The sequence below is a fragment of the Pseudomonas sp. FG47 genome, from assembly GCF_057809115.1.
On record NZ_JBMDJI010000001.1, the window covers coordinates 305440 to 323401 of the forward strand.

18 protein-coding genes and 1 other RNA gene are annotated in these 17962 nt (G+C 66.5%); 10 read left to right on the forward strand and 9 right to left on the reverse strand.

Annotated elements, in window-relative coordinates; genetic code table 11:
* Positions 1–183 precede the first annotated feature (183 nt).
* Positions 184–1164, reverse strand: a complete 981-nt coding sequence (locus ACODS5_RS01465; protein WP_489107741.1) for an NADPH:quinone oxidoreductase family protein — start codon at positions 1162–1164, stop codon at positions 184–186.
* A gap of 157 nt (positions 1165–1321) precedes the next feature.
* Between ACODS5_RS01465 and ACODS5_RS01470 the strand changes: the two genes are divergently transcribed.
* A complete protein-coding gene (locus tag ACODS5_RS01470) occupies positions 1322–1723 on the forward strand; it encodes a flagellar basal body-associated protein FliL (protein WP_134688944.1) in 402 nt (133 codons plus the stop codon).
* On the opposite strand, the gene ACODS5_RS01475 is transcribed toward ACODS5_RS01470, so the two are convergent.
* From ACODS5_RS01475 to ACODS5_RS01490, 4 genes are all read right to left on the reverse strand, one after another.
* Complete coding sequence (locus ACODS5_RS01475) at positions 1724–2833, reverse strand: ABC transporter permease (protein ID WP_489107742.1); 1110 nt, start codon at positions 2831–2833, stop codon at positions 1724–1726. It abuts the gene before it with no gap.
* A gap of 1 nt (position 2834) precedes the next feature.
* On the reverse strand, positions 2835–5558 hold the full coding sequence (gene rbbA / locus ACODS5_RS01480; protein ID WP_489107743.1) for a ribosome-associated ATPase/putative transporter RbbA: 2724 nt from the start codon (positions 5556–5558) through the stop codon (positions 2835–2837).
* Positions 5555–6514, reverse strand: coding sequence for an HlyD family secretion protein (locus tag ACODS5_RS01485; protein ID WP_489107744.1), 960 nt, complete (start codon positions 6512–6514; stop codon positions 5555–5557). Before ACODS5_RS01485 ends, rbbA begins: the two co-directional genes overlap by 4 nt.
* Before the next feature lie 94 nt (positions 6515–6608).
* Entirely contained in the window at positions 6609–7058 is a 450-nt protein-coding gene (locus ACODS5_RS01490; RefSeq protein ID WP_134688940.1) for an EVE domain-containing protein, read from the reverse strand.
* A gap of 176 nt (positions 7059–7234) precedes the next feature.
* On the opposite strand from ACODS5_RS01490, the gene ACODS5_RS01495 reads away from it, so the two are divergent.
* Complete coding sequence (locus ACODS5_RS01495; RefSeq protein ID WP_167659415.1) at positions 7235–7390, forward strand: hypothetical protein; 156 nt, start codon at positions 7235–7237, stop codon at positions 7388–7390.
* An 18-nt stretch (positions 7391–7408) separates the two neighbouring features.
* On the opposite strand, the gene ACODS5_RS01500 is transcribed toward ACODS5_RS01495, so the two are convergent.
* From ACODS5_RS01500 to ACODS5_RS01515, 4 genes are all read right to left on the reverse strand, one after another.
* Positions 7409–8017 (reverse strand): 5-formyltetrahydrofolate cyclo-ligase, encoded by a 609-nt coding sequence (locus ACODS5_RS01500; protein ID WP_134688939.1) that lies wholly within the window; start codon positions 8015–8017, stop codon positions 7409–7411.
* A 60-nt stretch (positions 8018–8077) separates the two neighbouring features.
* A non-coding RNA gene (gene ssrS, locus ACODS5_RS01505) (6S RNA) lies at positions 8078–8257 on the reverse strand.
* Between the two features lie 17 nt (positions 8258–8274).
* A complete protein-coding gene (locus ACODS5_RS01510) occupies positions 8275–8592 on the reverse strand; it encodes a cell division protein ZapA (protein WP_134688938.1) in 318 nt (105 codons plus the stop codon).
* Complete coding sequence (locus tag ACODS5_RS01515) at positions 8589–8798, reverse strand: TIGR02449 family protein (protein ID WP_134688937.1); 210 nt, start codon at positions 8796–8798, stop codon at positions 8589–8591. The genes ACODS5_RS01510 and ACODS5_RS01515 overlap by 4 nt, the downstream gene beginning before the upstream one ends.
* Positions 8799–8951: 153 nt before the next feature.
* Between ACODS5_RS01515 and ACODS5_RS01520 the strand changes: the two genes are divergently transcribed.
* The 8 genes from ACODS5_RS01520 (at position 8952) to gcvT (ending at position 17940) form a co-directional block, all read left to right on the forward strand.
* Positions 8952–9506, forward strand: a complete 555-nt coding sequence (locus ACODS5_RS01520; RefSeq protein ID WP_134688936.1) for a YecA/YgfB family protein — start codon at positions 8952–8954, stop codon at positions 9504–9506.
* A 21-nt stretch (positions 9507–9527) separates the two neighbouring features.
* Positions 9528–10862: a Xaa-Pro aminopeptidase gene (gene pepP / locus ACODS5_RS01525; RefSeq protein ID WP_489107745.1), complete on the forward strand. Its 1335-nt coding sequence runs from the start codon at positions 9528–9530 to the stop codon at positions 10860–10862.
* Complete coding sequence (gene ubiH, locus ACODS5_RS01530) at positions 10859–12058, forward strand: 2-octaprenyl-6-methoxyphenyl hydroxylase (RefSeq protein ID WP_134688934.1); 1200 nt, start codon at positions 10859–10861, stop codon at positions 12056–12058. The genes pepP and ubiH overlap by 4 nt, the downstream gene beginning before the upstream one ends.
* Positions 12055–12537 carry a DUF4442 domain-containing protein gene (locus ACODS5_RS01535; protein ID WP_134688933.1) on the forward strand — a complete coding sequence of 161 codons (483 nt, stop codon included), beginning with the start codon at positions 12055–12057 and terminating at the stop codon, positions 12535–12537. Before ubiH ends, ACODS5_RS01535 begins: the two co-directional genes overlap by 4 nt.
* 3 nt (positions 12538–12540) lie before the next feature.
* Positions 12541–13764 (forward strand): 2-octaprenyl-3-methyl-6-methoxy-1,4-benzoquinol hydroxylase, encoded by a 1224-nt coding sequence (locus ACODS5_RS01540; RefSeq protein WP_134688932.1) that lies wholly within the window; start codon positions 12541–12543, stop codon positions 13762–13764.
* A 184-nt stretch (positions 13765–13948) separates the two neighbouring features.
* Positions 13949–14950 (forward strand): extracellular solute-binding protein, encoded by a 1002-nt coding sequence (locus ACODS5_RS01545; RefSeq protein ID WP_134688931.1) that lies wholly within the window; start codon positions 13949–13951, stop codon positions 14948–14950.
* A 160-nt stretch (positions 14951–15110) separates the two neighbouring features.
* Complete coding sequence (locus ACODS5_RS01550) at positions 15111–16733, forward strand: ABC transporter permease (protein ID WP_134688930.1); 1623 nt, start codon at positions 15111–15113, stop codon at positions 16731–16733.
* Between the two features lie 124 nt (positions 16734–16857).
* On the forward strand, positions 16858–17940 hold the full coding sequence (gene gcvT, locus ACODS5_RS01555) for a glycine cleavage system aminomethyltransferase GcvT (protein WP_134688929.1): 1083 nt from the start codon (positions 16858–16860) through the stop codon (positions 17938–17940).
* The last annotated feature ends 22 nt before the right edge of the window (positions 17941–17962 follow it).

Below are 17962 nucleotides of genomic sequence, written 5' to 3' on the forward strand. Positions count from 1 at the left end.
TTCCTTACCTCACAAAGTGGAAAGCGTCGCCTCAGCTGACGGCGACAGACATTTGCTGGTCCGGTGGTCCGGTCGATATACCCTATTCGTTTAGAAAAAGTTTATGAACTACCGTTTAGGAATATGAATAGAAGAACTACGGGGTCGGCCCTGGCACTGTGAGCCAGTGACAGGGCCGAAAGGTCAGCGCTGAACCGTTACCACCAGCTTGCCCGCTGCCTGGCGTTGCGCCAGACGTTCGATCGCGGCGCCGCCCTCGGCCAGCGCGTAGGTCTGCGACACCAGCGGTTTCAGCTTGCCCTCGGCATGCCAGGCGAACAACTGGCGGAAGTTGGCGGCGTTGTCCTCCGGCTGGCGCTGGGCAAAGGCGCCCCAGAACACCCCGACCACCGCCGCGCCCTTGAGCAGCGCGAGGTTCACCGGCAACTGCGGGATCGTCCCGCTGGCGAACCCCACCACCAGCAACCGGCCGTTCCACGCCAGCCCACGCACAGCCTGGTCGAACAACTCGCCACCGACCGGATCGTAGATCACATCCACGCCCTGGCCGCCGGTCAGGCGCTTGATCTCGTCCTTGAGGCTGGCCTGGCTGTAGTCGACCAGCTCGTCGGCCCCGGCCGCCTTGGCGATCGCCAGCTTCTCGGCACTGCTGGCCGCCGCAATCACCCGTGCCCCGAGGGCCTTGCCGATTTCCACCGCCGCCAGGCCGACGCCGCCGGAGGCGCCGAGCACCAGCAGGGTCTCGCCGGCCTTGAGCTGGCCGCGCTGGGTCAGGGCGTGCATCGAGGTGCCGTAGGTCATGCCGAACGCGGCGGCAGTGGTGAAGTCCATGCCCGCCGGGATCGGCAGCACGTTGTAGAACGGCACCGCCACTTGCTCGGCGAAAGCGCCCCAGCCGCTCAGGGCCATGACCCGGTCGCCGACCTTGAACGCGCCGGCCTTCTCGCCAACCGCGGCCACCACGCCGGCGGCTTCCGCCCCAGGCGAGAACGGCAGCGGTGGCTTGAACTGGTACTTGCCCTCGATGATCAGGGTATCGGGGAAGTTGACCCCGGCGGCGTGCACGTCGAGGAGGATCTCGTTCTTCTTCGGCACGGGGCTGGCGACCTCTTCCAGGACCAGGTCCCGCGCCGGGCCCAGGGCTTTGCACAACAAGGCTTTCATCAGGGCTATTCCTTTGCGTGTGGTGGCCGATAAGTGTAGGAGGGCGGCCCCCCGGGTCAACGAGCATGGCCCGCCCTGATGCACCGGCATAAGCCCGGGCTTGGGTTTGGCCGGTGCGCTGGGTAAGCTGGCGCCAACTGTATTGAGGAGCGAATTCGTGAAAGCGTGGATCTTGATGGTGCTGGCGCTGATGCTGCCAGCGGCGGCGATGGCCGAGGAAAAGGAAGGCGAGCCCAAGGTGGCCTATATCACCCTCAGCCCGCCCTTCGTTGGCAACTACGCCCTTGACGGCAATCCCAAGCTGCGGGTGTACAAGGCCGATGTCGCCCTGCGCGTGACCGGCGACAGCGCCGCCGCCGCGGTCAAGCACCATGAGCCGCTGATCCGCAACCAGCTGGTGGCGCTGTTCACCCAGCAAGGCGTGGACAACATGAGCAACGTCGAGGCCAAGGAAAAACTGCGCCAGGAAGCCCTGAAGCAGGTGCAGCAGGTGATGGAGTCCGAAGAGGGCAAGCCGATCGTCGAGGACCTGCTGTTCAACAACCTGATCGTGCAGTGATCAGGAGGCGAGGCTGCGGCGAAAGCGCGCCAGGGCCACGCCGAAGAACACCAGGCCGATCGCCGCCAGGGCTGCAATGTCCGGCCAGACCACCGCCAGCCCGGCGTCGCGGAACAGGATCGCGGCGCCGAGGCTGACGAAGTGGGTCGAGGGCGAACCCTGCATGACCCACTGCAGCCACTGTGGCATGCTGTCCAGCGGTGTGCTGCCCCCCGACAGCAGCAGCATCGGGATGATCACCGGGATCGCCAGCAGGCCGAACTGCGGTGTCGAGCGCGCCAGGGTGGCGAGGAAGATGCCCAGTGCCGTGCTGGCGAACAGGTACAGCGCAGTCACCCCCAGGAACAGCCCCATCGAGCCCGCCAGCGGCACGCCCAGGGCGCCCTTGACCACCACTTCCAGCGATATCCAGGTACAGGCCACCACCACCAGGGCGTTGCTGGCGATCTTCGCCAGCATGATTTCCAGTGCCGTCAGCGGCAGCACCAGCAGGTGGTCCAGGGTGCCGTGCTCGCGCTCGCGCAGCAACGCGGTGCCGGTAAGGATGATGGCCAGGATGGTGATGTTGTTGACGATCTGGATCACCGCCAGGAACCAGCCCCCTTCGAGGTTGGGGTTGAACAGTGCCTTCGGGTTGAGCAGTGCCGGGCTGCTGGTGCCGCGGCCTGCGTACTCGAGCAGCTCGCGTTCGAAGATCCGCCCGATGTAGCCGGCCCCCATGAAGGCCTGGCTCATGGCGGTGGCATCGACGTTGACCTGCAGCTCTGGCGAGCGCCCGGCCAGCAGGTCGGCTTGGAAATTCACCGGCAGGTTGATCACGAAGGTGTACTGGCCGCTGTCCATGGCCTGGTCCAGACGATTCGCCGGCAGTGCCACGGCGGGCTGGAACTCGGGCGGTTGCAGCGACTCGGCGAGCTTGCGCGAGAGGGCGCTGTGGTCCTCGTCGACCACCGCGACACTGGCGTTGTGCACGCCTATTACCGAGCCTGCGGCGGGCATGTAGATCGCCACGCTGAACGCGTACAACAGGAACAGCAACAACACGCTGTCGTGGCGCAGGCTGGTGAGTTCCTTAAGACCCAGGCGCAGGGTGTGGGAGAGCCGGCTCATTTCAGGCCTCCTGCTTTTTCAGCATGATCAGGCTCAGCCCGCTGAAGGCGGCGAAGAAACCCAGCAGCGCCAGGCACTGCGGCCACAGCTCACGCAGGCCCAGTGCCTTGGTGAAGGTGCCGACGGCGATGTCGAGGAAATAGCCAGCCGGGAACAACTGGCCCATCAACGCCGCCGCGCCGTCCAGCGATGAGCGCGGCACGATCAGCCCGGAGAACTGGATGGTCGGCAGGCTGGTGAGAATCATGGTGCCGAGGATCGCGGCAATTTGCGTGCGGGTAAATGCCGAGATCAGCAAACCCAGGCTGGTGGTCGCCAGCAGGTAGGCCAGGCCGCCGCAGGCCAGGGCCAGCGGGCTGCCCTTGAGCGGCACGCCGAATAGCCAGCGGTTCATCGCCACCAGCAGCGCCAGGTTGACCAGGCTCACCGCCAGGTACGGCGCCTGCTTGCCGAGCAGGAACTCCAGGCGGGTCAGGGGCGTTGCGTAGAAGTTGGTGATCGAGCCCAGCTCCTTTTCCCGCACGATGCCCAGCGCGGTGAGCATGGCCGGGATGAAGGCCAGGATCAGCGCCATGACGCCGGGGCCGATGGCGTTCACGCTGACCACGTCCTGGTTGTAGCGAAAGCGCGTTTCCAGGCGTACCGGCTGTTGGCGCGAGACAGGATTCGGGCCGAGGGCCGCGAGCTGTTCGAGGTTGGCCTGGTGCACGGCCTCGACATAGTTGCGGCTGGTCTCGGCGCGAAACGGCATGCCACCGTCAAGCCAGGCCGCAACCACCGGCTGGCGCCCGGCATGCAGATCGCGACCAAAGCCCGGCGGGATCTCAAGGGCCAGCTTGATCTGCGAACGCTGTAGGCGCTGGTGCAGCTGGCGGGCATCGCGGATCGGCGGCTGCTCGGCGAAGTAGCGCGAGCCACGGAAAGCCTCTAGGTAGGCGCGGCTCTGCGGGCTCTGGTCCTGGTCATAGACGGCGAAGGCGAGGTTCTCGACATCCAGCGAGATGCCATAGCCGAAGATCACCATCATGAACAATGCCCCCGCCAGGGCGAACGCCAGACGCACTTTGTCGCGCAGCAGCTCTTTGCCTTCGCGGCTGGCGACGGCCAGCAGGCGGCGCAGACTGAAGGCTTGGCGCAGGGCGGGCGCTGGAGCAGCGGCCTGCTCCAGCGTGGCGTCGGCTTGTGTCTGGATGGGCGCGTCCTGGGCCTGTTCGAGGCAACGCACGAAAGCGTCTTCCAAGGTGTCGCCGCCGAACTGGCTTTGCAGGGCCCGCGGGGTGTCGCAGGCCAGCACCCGGCCGGCATGCATCAGCGAGATGCGGTCGCAGCGCAGGGCCTCGTTCATGAAGTGGGTGGACAGGAAGATGGTCACGCCCTGCTCGCGGGACAGCTCCACCAACAGCCGCCAGAAATCGTCGCGGGCTGCCGGGTCGACGCCCGAGGTCGGTTCGTCGAGGATCAGCACCTCCGGGCGGTGCAGTACCGCCACGGCCAGCGACAGGCGCTGGCGCAGGCCCAGGGGCAGCGCGCCGGAGGGTTGATCGGCGATGGCGCCGAGGTCGAAGCGCTCGAGCAGTTCGGCGATGCGTGGCGCGCTGTCGGGCTTGGCCAGGTCGAACAGGCGCGCGTGCAGTTCGAGGTTCTGTCGGGCGCTCAGTTCGCCATAAAGGGAAAAGCTCTGGGACATGAAGCCGACCCGCTTGCGCGTGGCCAGGTCGCCTGCGTCCACCGGGCGGCCCAGCAGGTTGGCGCTACCCTCGCTGGCCGGCATCAGCCCGGTAAGCACCTTCATGGTGGTGGTCTTGCCGCAGCCGTTGGAGCCGAGGAAACCGAAGATCTCGCCACGGCCAATGGCGAAGCTGACCTTGTTCACCGCGGTGAAGTCGCCGAAGCGCAGGGTCAGGTCGTGGGCTTCGATGGCGATCGGGCCATCGTTGGCCGGGCGCGGCGGGATGCGCAGCGGCTCGGGTTGCTCGCGGCCGGCGCCCTGGAAGTGGGTGAAGGCATCGTCGAGCTTGCCACTGGGCGTGGCCGCTGCCAGCTCACGGCTCAGGCCCGCAGCCAGCAGGCGGCCGGCATCAAGCATCAGGCAGTGCTCGAACTGCTCGGCTTCTTCCATGTAGGCGGTGGCCACCAGCAGGGTCAGTTGCGGGCGCTGGGCGCGCACCTGCTCGACCAGTTCCCAGAAGCGCCGCCGCGACAGCGGGTCGACGCCGGTGGTCGGCTCGTCGAGGATCAGCAGGTCTGGCTCGTGGATCAGCGCGCAACACAACCCCAGCTTCTGCTTCATGCCGCCCGACAGCTTGCCAGCCGGGCGCTCGGCGAAGCGCGCCAGGTCGGTGGCTTGCAGCAGGCTGGCCATGCGCTGCTCGCACTCGGCGCGGTCGAGACCGAACAGGGTGGCGAAGAAGCGGATGTTCTCGGCGATCGACAGCTCCGGGTACAGGTTGTTGCCCAGCCCCTGGGGCATGAACGCGACCTTGGGGTACAGCGCGGTTCGGTGGCGACGCTGGCGAATCGAGCCACCCAGCACTTGCAGCTCGCCCTGTTGCAGGCGCTTGACCCCGGCGATCAGGCCGAGCAGGGTCGACTTGCCGGCGCCGTCCGGGCCGATCAGGCCGCAGCGAGTCCCGGCGGGCAGGCTGAAGGCCACATCCGCCAGGGCCTGGTACTTGCCGTAGCGGTGGTGGATGCCGGCGGCTAGCAGCGCGGGGGCGATGGTCATTGCAGGTTGGCCGGCCAGTCCACCTCGGCGGTGCGCACGTACCCGGCGCCGGGCATGCCCGGCTTGGCCTGGGGCACGGCGCTCGGCTCGGTCAGGCGCAGCTTGACCCGGAACACCAGCTTTTGCCGTTCGTCACGGGTCTCGACCTGTTTCGGGGTGAACTGCGCCTTGGCCGCGACAAAGGCGATCTTCGCCGGCAGGGCCTGCTCGGGCAGGGCGTCGAGCACGATCCGCGCCTGGTCGCCCACGGTCAGCCGACCGGTGGTGGCGGCGGGCAGGTAGAGATTCATGTACTGGTCGCTGGGGTCGATCAGCATCAGCACCCGGCCACCGGCACCGAGCACCTCGCCAGGCTCGGCCAGGCGCAGTTGGATGATGCCGTCGATGGGGGCACGCAGGCTGCTGTCGTCGATTTCGCTGATGAGCTGGGCGACCTGGGCCTCGGCTGCGCCAATGGCGGCCTTGATCGCCGCCAGCTGGGCGCGGGCGGCGACCACGGCAGAGGTGGCGGTGTCGTAGCGAGCCTGCTGCTGGTCGAGCAACTGCTGGCTGGCGAACTTGCGCTGGTAGATTTCGCGCACGCGCTTGAGCTCCTGGCTGGCCAGCAGCAGTTCGCTCTGGCGCAGCTGCACGCTGGCCTGGGCGGCGGCGTAGTTCTCGCGGGCGCGCAGCACCTCGGCCTCGGCCTGGCTGCGCTGGGCCTCCATGGTACGGGTGTCGATGCGCGCGAGCAGTTGGCCGCGGGTGACCTTGTCACCTTCGTCGACCAGCACCTCGGCCAGGCGGCCTGGGACCTTGGTGGCAATTTGCACTTCGGTGGATTCGAGGCGCCCGTTGCCCATGCTCAGGCCCTCGGGCAGGCGGTCGTGCAGGGACTTCCAGTAGCCCAGTCCACCTGCCGCCAACAGCAGTAAAACCAGGGCACAAGCGAAAATTCTGGGGGCTTTGCGGTTCATTCGGTCTGCATCCTGGGGCTTGCACGCCTTATCCTGGCGCGACGCGCTTCCTTGCGCGTTGATATTGGTCAAACCCCTGACAATAGACGCACAATCAGCTCAGCGCGAGGATCGCCGCCCATTGTTCTGCGGTCACCGGCATCACCGACAGGCGGCTGCCCTTGTGCACCAGTGGCAGTTCCTCCAGTGCCGCCTGCTGCTTGAGCAGGCCCAGGCCGAGTACCTGGCGGAAGGTCTTCACGTGCTCCACGTCCACCGCGCTCCAGGGGTTCTTCTCGGCGCTGGCCTTGGCGTCGTGGTAGTGGCTGCTCGGGTCCAGGGCCGTGGGGTCGGGATAGGCCGCGGCGCGGATGCGGGCAATGCCGGCGATCCCCGGTTGCGGGCAGCTGGAGTGGTAGAAGAAGAACTCATCGCCTACGCTCATGGCCCGCAGGAAGTTGCGCGCCTGGTAATTGCGCACCCCGTCCCAACGGGTGTTGCCCAGGCGTGCCAAGGCTTCGATGGAGAGCTCGTCGGGCTCGGATTTCATCAGCCAGTAGGCCATGGGTGCTGCTCCTGAAAAGGTTTGAAATAACTCGTAGCATGAAACCGACGGTCGGTTGGCGCCAAGGTTTGCGTGTCGCCTCATGTTGTCGGAAAATGCGCCGATTTTAAGCTATACGCTCCGGCAGCCATCAAGAAAGCCGCCGAGCCTGGACCTTTTGCCTAGGGGGGCAATCGATGAAACAACGTAAACCGGACCTGCTCTGGATTCTGGCCTTCATTTTCGGGCTGGGCGTGGTCACTACGGGTTACGCGCAAGGCTTGTGGGAGCGCAAGCTGGATGCTGCCTACCAGCAGGCGCCCGTCGATCCGGCGCAACAGCGGCAGCGCTGATCCCCTTCGCGCGCCGGCTCATTTCGGCGCCAGGTACCAGCCACGGTCCGAGACCGTGCCTTGCAAGGGTACATCCCAGCTCGCCTGGTTCAGTCGCTCGACTTTCTGGCACTCATGGGCCAGCCCCAGCAGCAGCGGTTTTTTCCAGGCCTTGCGCCGGCTCTGATAGGCCAGGCTGCGGTCATAGAAACCGCCCCCCATGCCCAGGCGTCCCCCCACTTCATCGAAACCGACCAGCGGCAGCAGGATCAGGTCCAGCGCCCAGATCGGCCGTTGGCGCTTGCGCTCGACCACCGGTTCGGCAATGCCGAACCGGTTGGGGCGCAGTTTTTCGCCGGCCTCGAAACGCTGGAACACCATGCGCGTGCGCGGCCAGGCGTGCAGCACCGGCAGGTAGACGCGCTTGCCGCGTTTGTGCGCCTCGCGCAGCAGCAACCGCGGATCGATCTCGCCATCGTTGGGCAGGTACAAGGCGATGTGCCGGGCGCGGCGGAACAAAGGGTCCTGCGCCAGTTGGCGATAAAGACCTTCGGCGGCCTGGCGTTGCTGGGCGGGGCTAAGGGCGCGACGAGCGTTGCGCAGGAGGCGGCGAAGCTGGGGGCGGGTAAGCGGCGCGGTGTCGGTCATGGCACGGGCGATCCCAGAGAAAACGAAATGCCCGCCGTGGCAGGCGGGCAGTTCTGAAGCAGGCTCCCCGACAAGACCGCTATCGGTGTAGCCCTTGAACCCGAAAGTTCAAGGTGGAGATTGCAGGGGGCGTTAAGGCTTTCCGTCGGGCGGACATGCACACCGGCCCCAGCGTGCAACCCCCGTGGTTGTGCGTATCGGCTCAGGGACATAACCGACTGGCGCATCCCCCAGGGAGTGGCGCCAGTATACCAATCTCAGTCGTTTTTGCTAACCGGATCGTCGGACAGCGCCTGATCCACGCGTTCGAGCAGTTCGCGTACCTGCTCGCGGGTGGCGCCACCGCTGGTGGCTTCCGGGCGCTCCTGGCGGTGCAGCAGCTCGTGGGTGATGTTCAGCGCGGCCATCACGGCGATGCGGTCGGCGCCGATCACCTTGCCGCTGCTGCGGATCTCGCGCATCTTGCCATCCAGGTAACGCGCGGCACCGACCAGGTTGTTGCGTTCCTCCGGTGGGCAGATGATCGAGTATTCCTTGTCGAGGATCTGCACGGTGACGCTATTGCTTGAACTCATGAGTCTTGCTCCAGGGCCTTGAGGCGCAGGATCATCGATTCGATCTTGCGTTTGGCGATCTCGTTCTTGTCGATGAGGTGGGCGCGCTCCTCGCGCCAGGACTTTTCCTGAGCTACTAAGAGTGCGTTTTGCCGTTTTAGTTGCTCGACGCGCTCGATCAGCGACTCGAACCGGCTCATCAGCGCTTGCAGGTCGTTCTCTTGCATGGGTTGCACTCGATTCGCTCCATCGTTACGCACCTGCCGATCATGCCTGCCTCGGGCCCCCGGCGGCCAGTGCTGATGGTCTTGGCGCGCCTGCCGGTGCTAGGATACAAGGTCTTCATTCTAGTCATTGCGCCGCCTGGCGCCTAGCAGACCATGCCCAATACCCAATCGCCCTACGTCGCCTTCGCCATGCTGCTGTCGAGCAATGGCCATCCTGTCACCCCCGCCGAGCTGCATGGCCTGCTGATCGGCCGCAGCTGCGCCGGCGCCGGCTTCGATGCCGATGCCTGGCTGGCCGACGCCGCCCAGTTGCTCGAGACCGAGCCCGGTGACACTGTCCGCAACGCCCTGGTCGGCCTGCAAGAGATGGTCAAGGCCGAGCTCACCGGCGAGGACGTCGCCATCGTCCTGCTGCTGCCTTCCGATGATGCCGCACTCAGCGACCGCGCCACCGCGCTGGGCCAGTGGTGCCAGGGCTTCATCACCGGTTTCGGCCTGAACGCCGGTGGCAAGGACCTGTCCACCGATGCCAAGGAGGTCCTGCAGGACCTGGTGGCCATCTCGCAGGTCCAGGAAGCGCTGGAAGAGTCCGAGGACGGCGAGAGCGACTACATGGAAGTCATGGAGTACCTGCGCGTCGCCCCGCTGCTGCTGTACACCGAGTTGGCCAAGCCCGAAGCGCCTGCGCCAAAGCCATCGCTGCACTGATCTGATCGGGGTCGTTTGCCCATGAGCCACATACCCAAGGCGGAGTACGCCCGTCGGCGCAAGGCGCTGATGGCGCAGATGGTCCCCAACAGCATCGCCATCCTGCCCGCCGCCGCGGTCGCCATCCGCAACCGCGACGTCGAGCACGTCTACCGCCAGGACAGCGATTTCCAGTACCTGAGCGGCTTCCCCGAGCCCGAGGCGGTGATCGCGCTGATCCCTGGCCGCGAGCATGGCGAGTACGTGTTGTTCTGCCGCGAGCGCAACCCCGAGCGCGAGCAGTGGGATGGCCTGCGGGCCGGCCAGGAAGGCGCGGTGCGTGATTTCGGCGCTGACGATGCCTTCCCCATCAGCGATATCGACGAGATCCTCCCCGGCCTGATCGAAGGCCGCGAGCGGGTCTACAGCAACATGGGCGGCAACCCCGAATTCGACCGCCGGCTGATGGACTGGATCAACGTGATCCGCTCCAAGGCGCGCCTGGGCGCGCAGCCGCCGAACGAGTTCGTTGCCCTGGATCATCTGCTGCACGACATGCGCCTGTATAAATCGGCGGCGGAAGTGAAGGTGATGCGCGCAGCCGCGGCGATTTCCGCCCGTGCCCATGTGCGGGCCATGCAGGCCTGCCGCGCCGGGCTGCACGAATACAGCCTGGAAGCCGAGCTGGACTACGTGTTCCGCCAGGGCGGGGCGAAGATGCCGGCCTACGGCTCGATCGTCGCCGCCGGGCGCAATGGCTGCATCCTGCATTACCAGCAGAACGACGCGCCGCTCAGGGACGGCGACCTGGTGCTGATCGACGCCGGTTGCGAGATCGATTGCTATGCCAGCGACATCACCCGCACCTTCCCGGTCAGCGGGCGCTTCTCGCCAGAGCAGAAGGCCATCTACGAGCTGGTGCTCGCCGCCCAGGCCGCCGCGTTCGCCGAGATCGCCCCAGGCAAGCACTGGAACCACGCCCACGAGGCCACCGTGCGGGTGATCACCGCCGGCCTGGTGGAGCTGGGGCTGCTCAAGGGCGAGGTGCAGGCGCTGATCGACAGCGAGGCCTACCGCGCCTTCTACATGCACCGCGCCGGGCACTGGCTGGGCATGGACGTGCACGATGTCGGCGAATACAAGGTCGGCGGCCAGTGGCGCGTGCTCGAGCCGGGCATGGCGCTGACCGTGGAACCGGGCATCTACATTGGCGCCGACAACACCAGCGTCGCGAAGAAGTGGCGCGGTATTGGCGTAAGGATCGAGGACGACGTGGTAGTGACCAGACAAGGCTGTGAAATCCTCACTTCAGGCGTGCCGCGCACGGTCGCCGAAATCGAGGCGCTGATGCTTGCCGCTCGCAAGGACGCCGCATGAACCGGGTCAACCTGGCGATCATCGGTGGCGGCCTGGTCGGGGCCAGCCTGGCCCTCACGCTGCAGGGCGCGGCCAAGGCCCGCGGCTGGAAGATCCTGCTGATCGAGCCGTTCGCCCCAGGCGACAGCTTCCAGCCCAGTTATGACGCCCGCTCGTCGGCGCTGTCCTACGGTACCCGGCAGATCTACGAGCACCTGGGCCTGTGGCAAACCATCAGCCGCCGCGCCGAGCCGATCTTGCAGATCCAGGTGTCCGACCGCGGCCGCTTCGGCGCCACCCGCCTGGAAGCCCAGGAAGAAGGCGTGCCGGCGCTGGGTTACGTGGTGGAAAACGCCTGGCTCGGCCAGTGCCTGTGGCAGGCGATCGACAGCGATGTCATCCAGTGGCGCTGCCCAGCCGAGGTCAAGGCGATGCAGGCCATTGCCGGGGGCTACCGCCTGCAACTGGATGACGACACCTCGCTGGAGTGCGACCTGGCGGTATTGGCCGACGGCGGGCGTTCTGGCCTGCGCGAGCAGTTGGGCATCCATGTGCGGCGCACGCCCTACGACCAGAGCGCGTTGATCGCCAACATCACCCCCGGCGAGGCCCATGCCGGACAAGCCTTCGAACGCTTCACCGAACAAGGCCCAATGGCCTTGCTGCCGCTGCCGGAAAATCGCTGCGCGCTGGTCTGGACCCGTCAGGGGATGGACGCCAAGCGCCTGGCCGAGCTGGACGAACGCAGTTTCCTGGGCGAGCTGCAGGACGCCTTCGGCTATCGCCTCGGCGCCTTGCGCCAGGTCGGCGCCCGGCATCTCTACCCCTTGTCGCTGGTCGAGGCCGAGGAACAGGTGCGCCCGCACCTGGTGGTGCTCGGCAACGCCGCTCACAGCCTGCACCCGATCGCCGGACAGGGGTTCAACCTGTCGCTGCGCGACGTGCAATCGCTGGCCGAGGCGCTGCTGGCCGGCCCGGCGCTCCCCGGCGACCTGGCGACCCTGCAGGCCTATCACCAGCGCCAGCGCCTCGACCAGGCCCTGACCATCGGCTTCTCCGACCAGGTCACCCGCCTGTTCGGCAGCGCCCAGCCGCTGCTGGCGGCCGGACGCAACCTGGGCCTGCTCGGCCTGGACCTGCTGCCGCCGGCCAGAAGCTGGTTCGCCCGCCAGGCCATGGGCCTGGGCACCCGCCCTGACCCGCGAGGCCGGGCATGAGCGATTCGCGCAGGCTTGCGCGCCGCGCCCGAATGCTGCGCTGGCTGCTGAACCTCTACCCGCCCTACCTGGGGGCCGGCATTCATATCCAGGAAATCAGCCCGGACATGCGCAGCGTCAAGGTGCGCATGAAGCTGACGCGGTGGAATCGCAACTACGTCGGCACCCAGTTCGGCGGCAGCCTGTATGCCATGGTCGACCCGTTCTACATGCTGCTGCTCATCGAGCAACTGGGGCGCGACTACATCGTCTGGGACAAGGCCGCCAGCATCGATTTCATCGCTCCGGGCAAGGGCCCGGTGTATGCCCAATTCCACGTCGACGACGCGCTGCTGGACGAGATCCGCCAGCAGACCGCCAGCGGCAAGAAGTACCTGCCCCGGTTGCAGGTGGAGATCCGCGACGGTGCCGGCGAGCTGGTGGCGCGGGTCGACAAAACCCTATATGTGCGGCTCAAGCCGCAAGCGAGGCAGGCGTAAGGCATGGAAACGCGCGCAGATCTGTTGATTGTCGGTGCCGGTATGGTCGGCAGCGCCCTGGCGTTGGCCCTGCGTCACAGCGGCCTGGAAGTGGTCCTGCTCGATGGCGGGCCGCTGACGGTCAAGCCTTTTGACCACGAGGCGCCGTTCGAGCCGCGGGTCAGTGCCCTGTCGGCGGCCAGCCAGCGCATCCTCGAGCGCCTGGGGGCCTGGGAAGGCATCGCCCGGCGGCGGGTGTCGCCGTATTCGGACATGCAGGTCTGGGATGGCAGCGGCACCGGCGAGATCCACTTCTCGGCGGCCAGTGTGCATGCCCAGGTGCTGGGCCATATCGTCGAGAACCGGGTGGTCCAGGACGGCTTGCTGGAGCGCCTGCACGACAGCGATGTCGGCTTGCTGCCCAATGCCCGCCTGGAGCAGTTGCGCCGCTCCGGCGATGACTGGCTGCTGACCCTGGCCGACGGCCGCAAGCTGCGCGCGCCTTTGGTGATCGCCGCCGATGGCGCCAACTCGGCGGTGCGACGTCTGGCTGGTTGCCAGACCCGCGAATGGGATTACCTGCACCACGCCATCGTCACCAGCGTGCGTTGCAGCCAGGCGCACCAGGCCACCGCCTGGCAGCGCTTCACCGATGAAGGGCCGCTGGCGTTCCTGCCGTTGCGCCGCGATGGCGGCCAGGACTGGTGCTCGATCGTCTGGTCGACCACGCCGGAGCAGGCAGAACAGGCCATGGCGCTGGACGATGCGGCGTTCTGCGCGGCGCTCGAACGGGCCTTCGAAGGGCGCCTGGGCGAGGTGCTCGAGGCCGATCCGCGGGTCTGTGTGCCGCTGCGTCAACGGCATGCCAAGCGATACGTGCAGGAAGGGCTGGCGCTGATCGGCGATGCGGCCCATACCATCCACCCATTGGCGGGGCAGGGCGTCAACCTGGGTTTTCTCGATGCCGCGGTGCTGGCCGAGGAGCTGGTCCGTGCCTGCGAGCGCGGCGAGCGCCTGGCGGATGTGAAGGTGCTGAGCCGCTTCGAGCGCCGGCGCATGCCGCACAACCTGGCGTTGATGGCGGCGATGGAGGGCTTCGAGCGCTTGTTCCAGGCCAATCCGCTGCCGTTGCGCTGGTTGCGCAACAGCGGCTTGAAGCTGGTGGAGCAGTTGCCCGAGGCCAAGGCGGTGTTCGTGCGTCAGGCGTTGGGGTTGTCCGGGGACCTGCCGGAACTGGCCAGGGCTTGAGATGGCGGGGCTGCTATGCGGCCCTTTCGCGACACAGGTACTGTGCAAGCCCTGTAGGAGCGGCCTTGTGTCGCGAAAGGACTGCGTAGCAGTCCCTGCAACATCTGGTAACTGCTCGGCAGATGAGTCGCAAAATGGGATTCACTACCATTTGCACCTCTAAACTCAGCGAGGAGTACCCCCGATGTTGCCCCGCAAGCCCCTTCTGGCCGCCCTGGCCCTTACTCTGTTCGGCGGTACCGCCCAGGCGGCGGACGAAGTGGTGGTGTATTCCTCGCGCATCGACGAGCTGATCAAGCCGGTGTTCGACGCCTATACCGCCAAGACCGGCGTCAAGATCAAGTTCATTACCGACAAGGAAGCGCCTTTGATGCAGCGCATCAAGGCCGAGGGCCAGAACGGCGTCGCCGACCTGCTGCTCACCGTCGATGCCGGCAACCTCTGGCAGGCCGAGCAGATGGGTATCCTGCAACCGATCAAGTCGAGCGTGATCGAGCAGAACATCCCCGCGCAGTACCGCGCCTCGTCCCACGATTGGACCGGCCTGAGCCTGCGCGCGCGGACCATCGCCTACTCCACCGAGCGGGTCAAACCGCAGGAACTGAGCACCTACGAGGCCCTGGCCGACAAGCATTGGGAAGGCCGCCTGTGCCTGCGCACGGCGAAGAAGGTCTACAACCAGTCGCTCACCGCCACCCTGATCGAGAACCACGGCGAAGCCGAGACCGAAAAGCTGGTCAAGGGCTGGGTCAACAACCTGTCCACCGACGTGTTCTCCGACGACACCGCGGTACTCCAGGCCATCGCCGCCGGTCAGTGCGACGTGGGCATCGTCAACACCTACTACTACGGCCGTCTGCACAAGGAAAAACCTGACCTGCCGGTGAAGCTGTTCTGGCCCAACCAGGGCGACCGTGGCGTGCACGTGAACCTGTCGGGCATTGGCCTGACCAAGCACGCGCCGCATCCAGAGGCGGCCAAGAAGCTGGTGGAGTGGATGACCGGCGAAGAGGCGCAAAAGCTGTTCGCCGATATCAACCAGGAGTTCCCGGCCAACCCGAAGGTGAAACCCTCGGCGGAAGTGGCGGCCTGGGGTAGCTTCAAGGCCGACAGCATCCCGGTGGAAGTCGCTGGCAAGCGCCAGGCCGAAGCCATTCGCTTGATGGATCGGGCTGGCTGGAACTGAGTTTCACCGCTTATTCTGTCGGGGCCCTCCAGGGCCCCTTCGCGGCTGAAGCCGCTCCTACAGGTTTTGTGTTGCCCGTGGTATTGCACGGTGCCTGTAGAAGCGGCTTTAGCCGCGAACGACCGCGCAGCGGTCGCCACCTGCTACCGAGACTCCAGCATTGCCCCATACCCCTCAACGCCGCTGGTACCTGCCGGTCTTCCTGGTCGCCGCCCTGGTCTTGCTGCCGCTCAGCGTCTTGCTGTTGTCATGGCAGTCGGTCGACACCCAGATCTGGTCGCACCTGCTCGACACCCAGATGAGTCGCCTGCTGGGCAATACCCTGACCCTGGTGCTGGGCGTCGGTATCGGCGTGACCGTGCTGGGGGTGAGCCTGGCGTGGCTCACCAGCCTCTGCGAATTCCCTGGCCGGCGTTGGCTGGATTGGGCGCTGATGCTGCCGTTCGCCATCCCGGCCTATGTGCTGGCGTTCGTCTTCGTCGGCCTGCTCGATTTTGCAGGCCCCGTGCAGACCGCGCTGCGCGAGGTGTTCGGGCCCATGCGCCTGCCCAGGGTGCGCTCCACCGGTGGCGTGATCACGGTACTGGTGCTGGTGTTCTACCCCTATGTCTACCTGTTGGCGCGTAGCGCCTTCCTGGCCCAGGGCAAGGGCCTGATGGAGGCGGCGCGGGTGTTGGGGCTGTCACCGTTGCAGGCCTTCTGGCGGGTGGCCTTGCCCATGGCGCGGCCGGCCATCGGCGCCGGCATCGCCCTGGCATTGATGGAGACCCTGGCCGATTTCGGCGCGGTGGCGGTGTTCAACTTCGACACCTTCACCACGGCGATCTACAAGACCTGGTACGGCTTCTTCAGCCTGTCTAGCGCGGCGCAGCTGGCCAGCCTGCTACTGCTGGCGGTGATGCTGGTGCTGTATGGCGAGCGCCGGGCCCGCGGCGCCAGCCGCAGCGGCAATGAGCGCCCGAGGGCGCAGGCGCTTTATCACTTGCGGGGTATCAAGGCGTTGGCTGCCAGTGGCTGGTGCCTGCTGGTGTTCGCCTGTGCCTTCGTCATTCCGATGCTGCAGTTGCTGGCGTGGTTCTGGCAGCGCGGGCGGCACGACCTCGACGAGCGCTATGTCGGCCTGGTCATGCACACTCTGTACCTAGGGGCCATGGCGGCGCTGATCACGGTCAGCGTGGCCATGCTTCTGGCGTTCGCCAGACGGCAGGCCCCGACTGCCGGTATCCGCGCCGGGGTCGGCCTGGCCAACCTGGGCTATGCGCTGCCCGGCTCGGTGCTGGCCGTGTCGATCATGCTGGCGTTCAGCTACCTGGACAACCAGTTGGTGATCCCGTTGTCGCAGTGGCTGGGCGGCGCGGGCAAGCCGCTGCTGCTGGGCAGTCTGTCGGCCTTGCTGCTGGCCTACCTGGTGCGCTTCATTGCCGTGGCCTACGGCCCGCTGGAAAGCAGCCTGGAGCGCATCCGTCCGTCGCTGCCGGAGGCTTCGCGCAGCCTCGGGGTCGGTGGCCCACGATTGTTTTTCAAGGTGTATCTGCCGTTGCTGGTGCCCGGTGCCCTGAGCGCCGCGTTGCTGGTGTTCGTCGACGTGCTCAAGGAAATGCCGGCCACCCTGCTGATGCGGCCGTTCGGCTGGGACACCCTGGCCGTGCGCGTGTTCGAGATGACCAGCGAGGGTGAATGGGCGCGTGCTTCGCTGCCGGCGCTGACCTTGGTGCTGGTCGGCCTGCTGCCGGTGATCGGCCTGATTCGCCGTTCGGCTCAACGCCCGGGGCAACCGCGCTGAGGGTGCCACGCGGCGCCCTTGCGGCTACAATGCGCGGCATTCGCAGCGACGGGTCCTACAAGAACAGGTGATGCTTGAACATCGCCGACCGTCGCCGCCTCGCCACGCCCGGAAGGAGAAACCCATGGGACAGCGTACGCCTCTGTATGACCTGCACCTGGCGCTTGGCGCCAAGACGGTCGATTTCGGCGGATGGGACATGCCCCTGCACTACGGCTCGCAAGTCGAGGAGCACCACCAGGTGCGCAGTGACTGCGGGGTGTTCGATGTTTCCCACATGACCGTCGTCGACATCGACGGCTGCGCCGCCACGCCCTGGCTGCAACACCTGCTGGCCAATGACGTGACGCGTCTGGAAAGCCCCGGCAAGGCCCTCTACAGCCCGCTGCTCAACGACCAGGGCGGGGTCATCGACGACCTGATCGCCTACCGCACCGAGGATGGCTACCGCCTGGTGGCCAACGCCGCCACTCGCGACAAAGTGCTGGCCTGGTTGCAGACCCGCAGCGAAGGCTTCAAGGTGAGCTTCAAGGCGCGGCCTGAGCTGGCCATTCTCGCCATCCAGGGGCCGCATGCCCGAGAAAAGGTCGCAGCTCTGCTCAGCGCCTCGCGGGCCGCGCTGATCCGCGAGCTGCGCCCGTTCGAAGGGCTGGCCGAAGGTGACTGGTTCATTGCCCGTACCGGCTATACCGGTGAAGACGGCCTGGAAATCATGCTCCCTGCCGAGCAAGCCCCGGCGTTCTACAACGATCTGGTCGGCGCCGGCATCGCCCCGAGCGGCCTGGGCGCCCGTGACACCCTGCGCCTGGAAGCCGGCATGAACCTGTACGGCCAGGACATCGACGAAGCCCACACCCCGCTGACCTCCAACCTGGGCTGGAGCGTCGCCTGGGAACCGGCGGCCCGAGAATTCATCGGGCGTGCCGGGCTGCTGGCGGAAATCGAGCAGGGCGTGAAGGAAAAACTGGTTGGCCTGGTGCTCGAGGAGCGCGGTGTATTGCGCGCCCACCAGGTGGTCCGTGTATCCGGGATTGGCGAAGGGGAGATCACCAGTGGTAGTTTCTCGCCTACGCTGAGCAAATCCATTGCCCTGGCGCGCGTGCCGATGGCCACCGGCGACCGCGCCGAGGTGGAGATCCGCGGCAAGTGGTACCCGGTGCGGGTGGTCCAGCCGACCTTCGTGCGCCATGGCAAGATCCTGATCTGAACACTTAACGGCGGGCCGACCG

Excerpts from the sequence above, each read along its gene's own strand:
- gcvT (WP_134688929.1), top strand. The coding sequence starts at position 16,858 with ATGGGACAGCGTACGCCTCTGTATGACCTGCACCTGGCGCTTGGCGCC.
- ACODS5_RS01495 (WP_167659415.1), top strand. The coding sequence starts at position 7,235 with ATGAAACAACGTAAACCGGACCTGCTCTGGATTCTGGCCTTCATTTTC.
- ACODS5_RS01545 (WP_134688931.1), top strand. The coding sequence starts at position 13,949 with ATGTTGCCCCGCAAGCCCCTTCTGGCCGCCCTGGCCCTTACTCTGTTC.
- ACODS5_RS01510 (WP_134688938.1), bottom strand. The coding sequence starts at position 8,592 with ATGAGTTCAAGCAATAGCGTCACCGTGCAGATCCTCGACAAGGAATAC.
- ACODS5_RS01475 (WP_489107742.1), bottom strand. The coding sequence starts at position 2,833 with ATGAGCCGGCTCTCCCACACCCTGCGCCTGGGTCTTAAGGAACTCACC.
- ACODS5_RS01485 (WP_489107744.1), bottom strand. The coding sequence starts at position 6,514 with ATGAACCGCAAAGCCCCCAGAATTTTCGCTTGTGCCCTGGTTTTACTG.
- ACODS5_RS01540 (WP_134688932.1), top strand. The coding sequence starts at position 12,541 with ATGGAAACGCGCGCAGATCTGTTGATTGTCGGTGCCGGTATGGTCGGC.
- ACODS5_RS01515 (WP_134688937.1), bottom strand. The coding sequence starts at position 8,798 with ATGCAAGAGAACGACCTGCAAGCGCTGATGAGCCGGTTCGAGTCGCTG.
- ACODS5_RS01520 (WP_134688936.1), top strand. The coding sequence starts at position 8,952 with ATGCCCAATACCCAATCGCCCTACGTCGCCTTCGCCATGCTGCTGTCG.
- ACODS5_RS01465 (WP_489107741.1), bottom strand. The coding sequence starts at position 1,164 with ATGAAAGCCTTGTTGTGCAAAGCCCTGGGCCCGGCGCGGGACCTGGTC.
- ACODS5_RS01535 (WP_134688933.1), top strand. The coding sequence starts at position 12,055 with ATGAGCGATTCGCGCAGGCTTGCGCGCCGCGCCCGAATGCTGCGCTGG.
- ubiH (WP_134688934.1), top strand. The coding sequence starts at position 10,859 with ATGAACCGGGTCAACCTGGCGATCATCGGTGGCGGCCTGGTCGGGGCC.
- ACODS5_RS01500 (WP_134688939.1), bottom strand. The coding sequence starts at position 8,017 with ATGACCGACACCGCGCCGCTTACCCGCCCCCAGCTTCGCCGCCTCCTG.
- rbbA (WP_489107743.1), bottom strand. The coding sequence starts at position 5,558 with ATGACCATCGCCCCCGCGCTGCTAGCCGCCGGCATCCACCACCGCTAC.
- ACODS5_RS01490 (WP_134688940.1), bottom strand. The coding sequence starts at position 7,058 with ATGGCCTACTGGCTGATGAAATCCGAGCCCGACGAGCTCTCCATCGAA.
- pepP (WP_489107745.1), top strand. The coding sequence starts at position 9,528 with ATGAGCCACATACCCAAGGCGGAGTACGCCCGTCGGCGCAAGGCGCTG.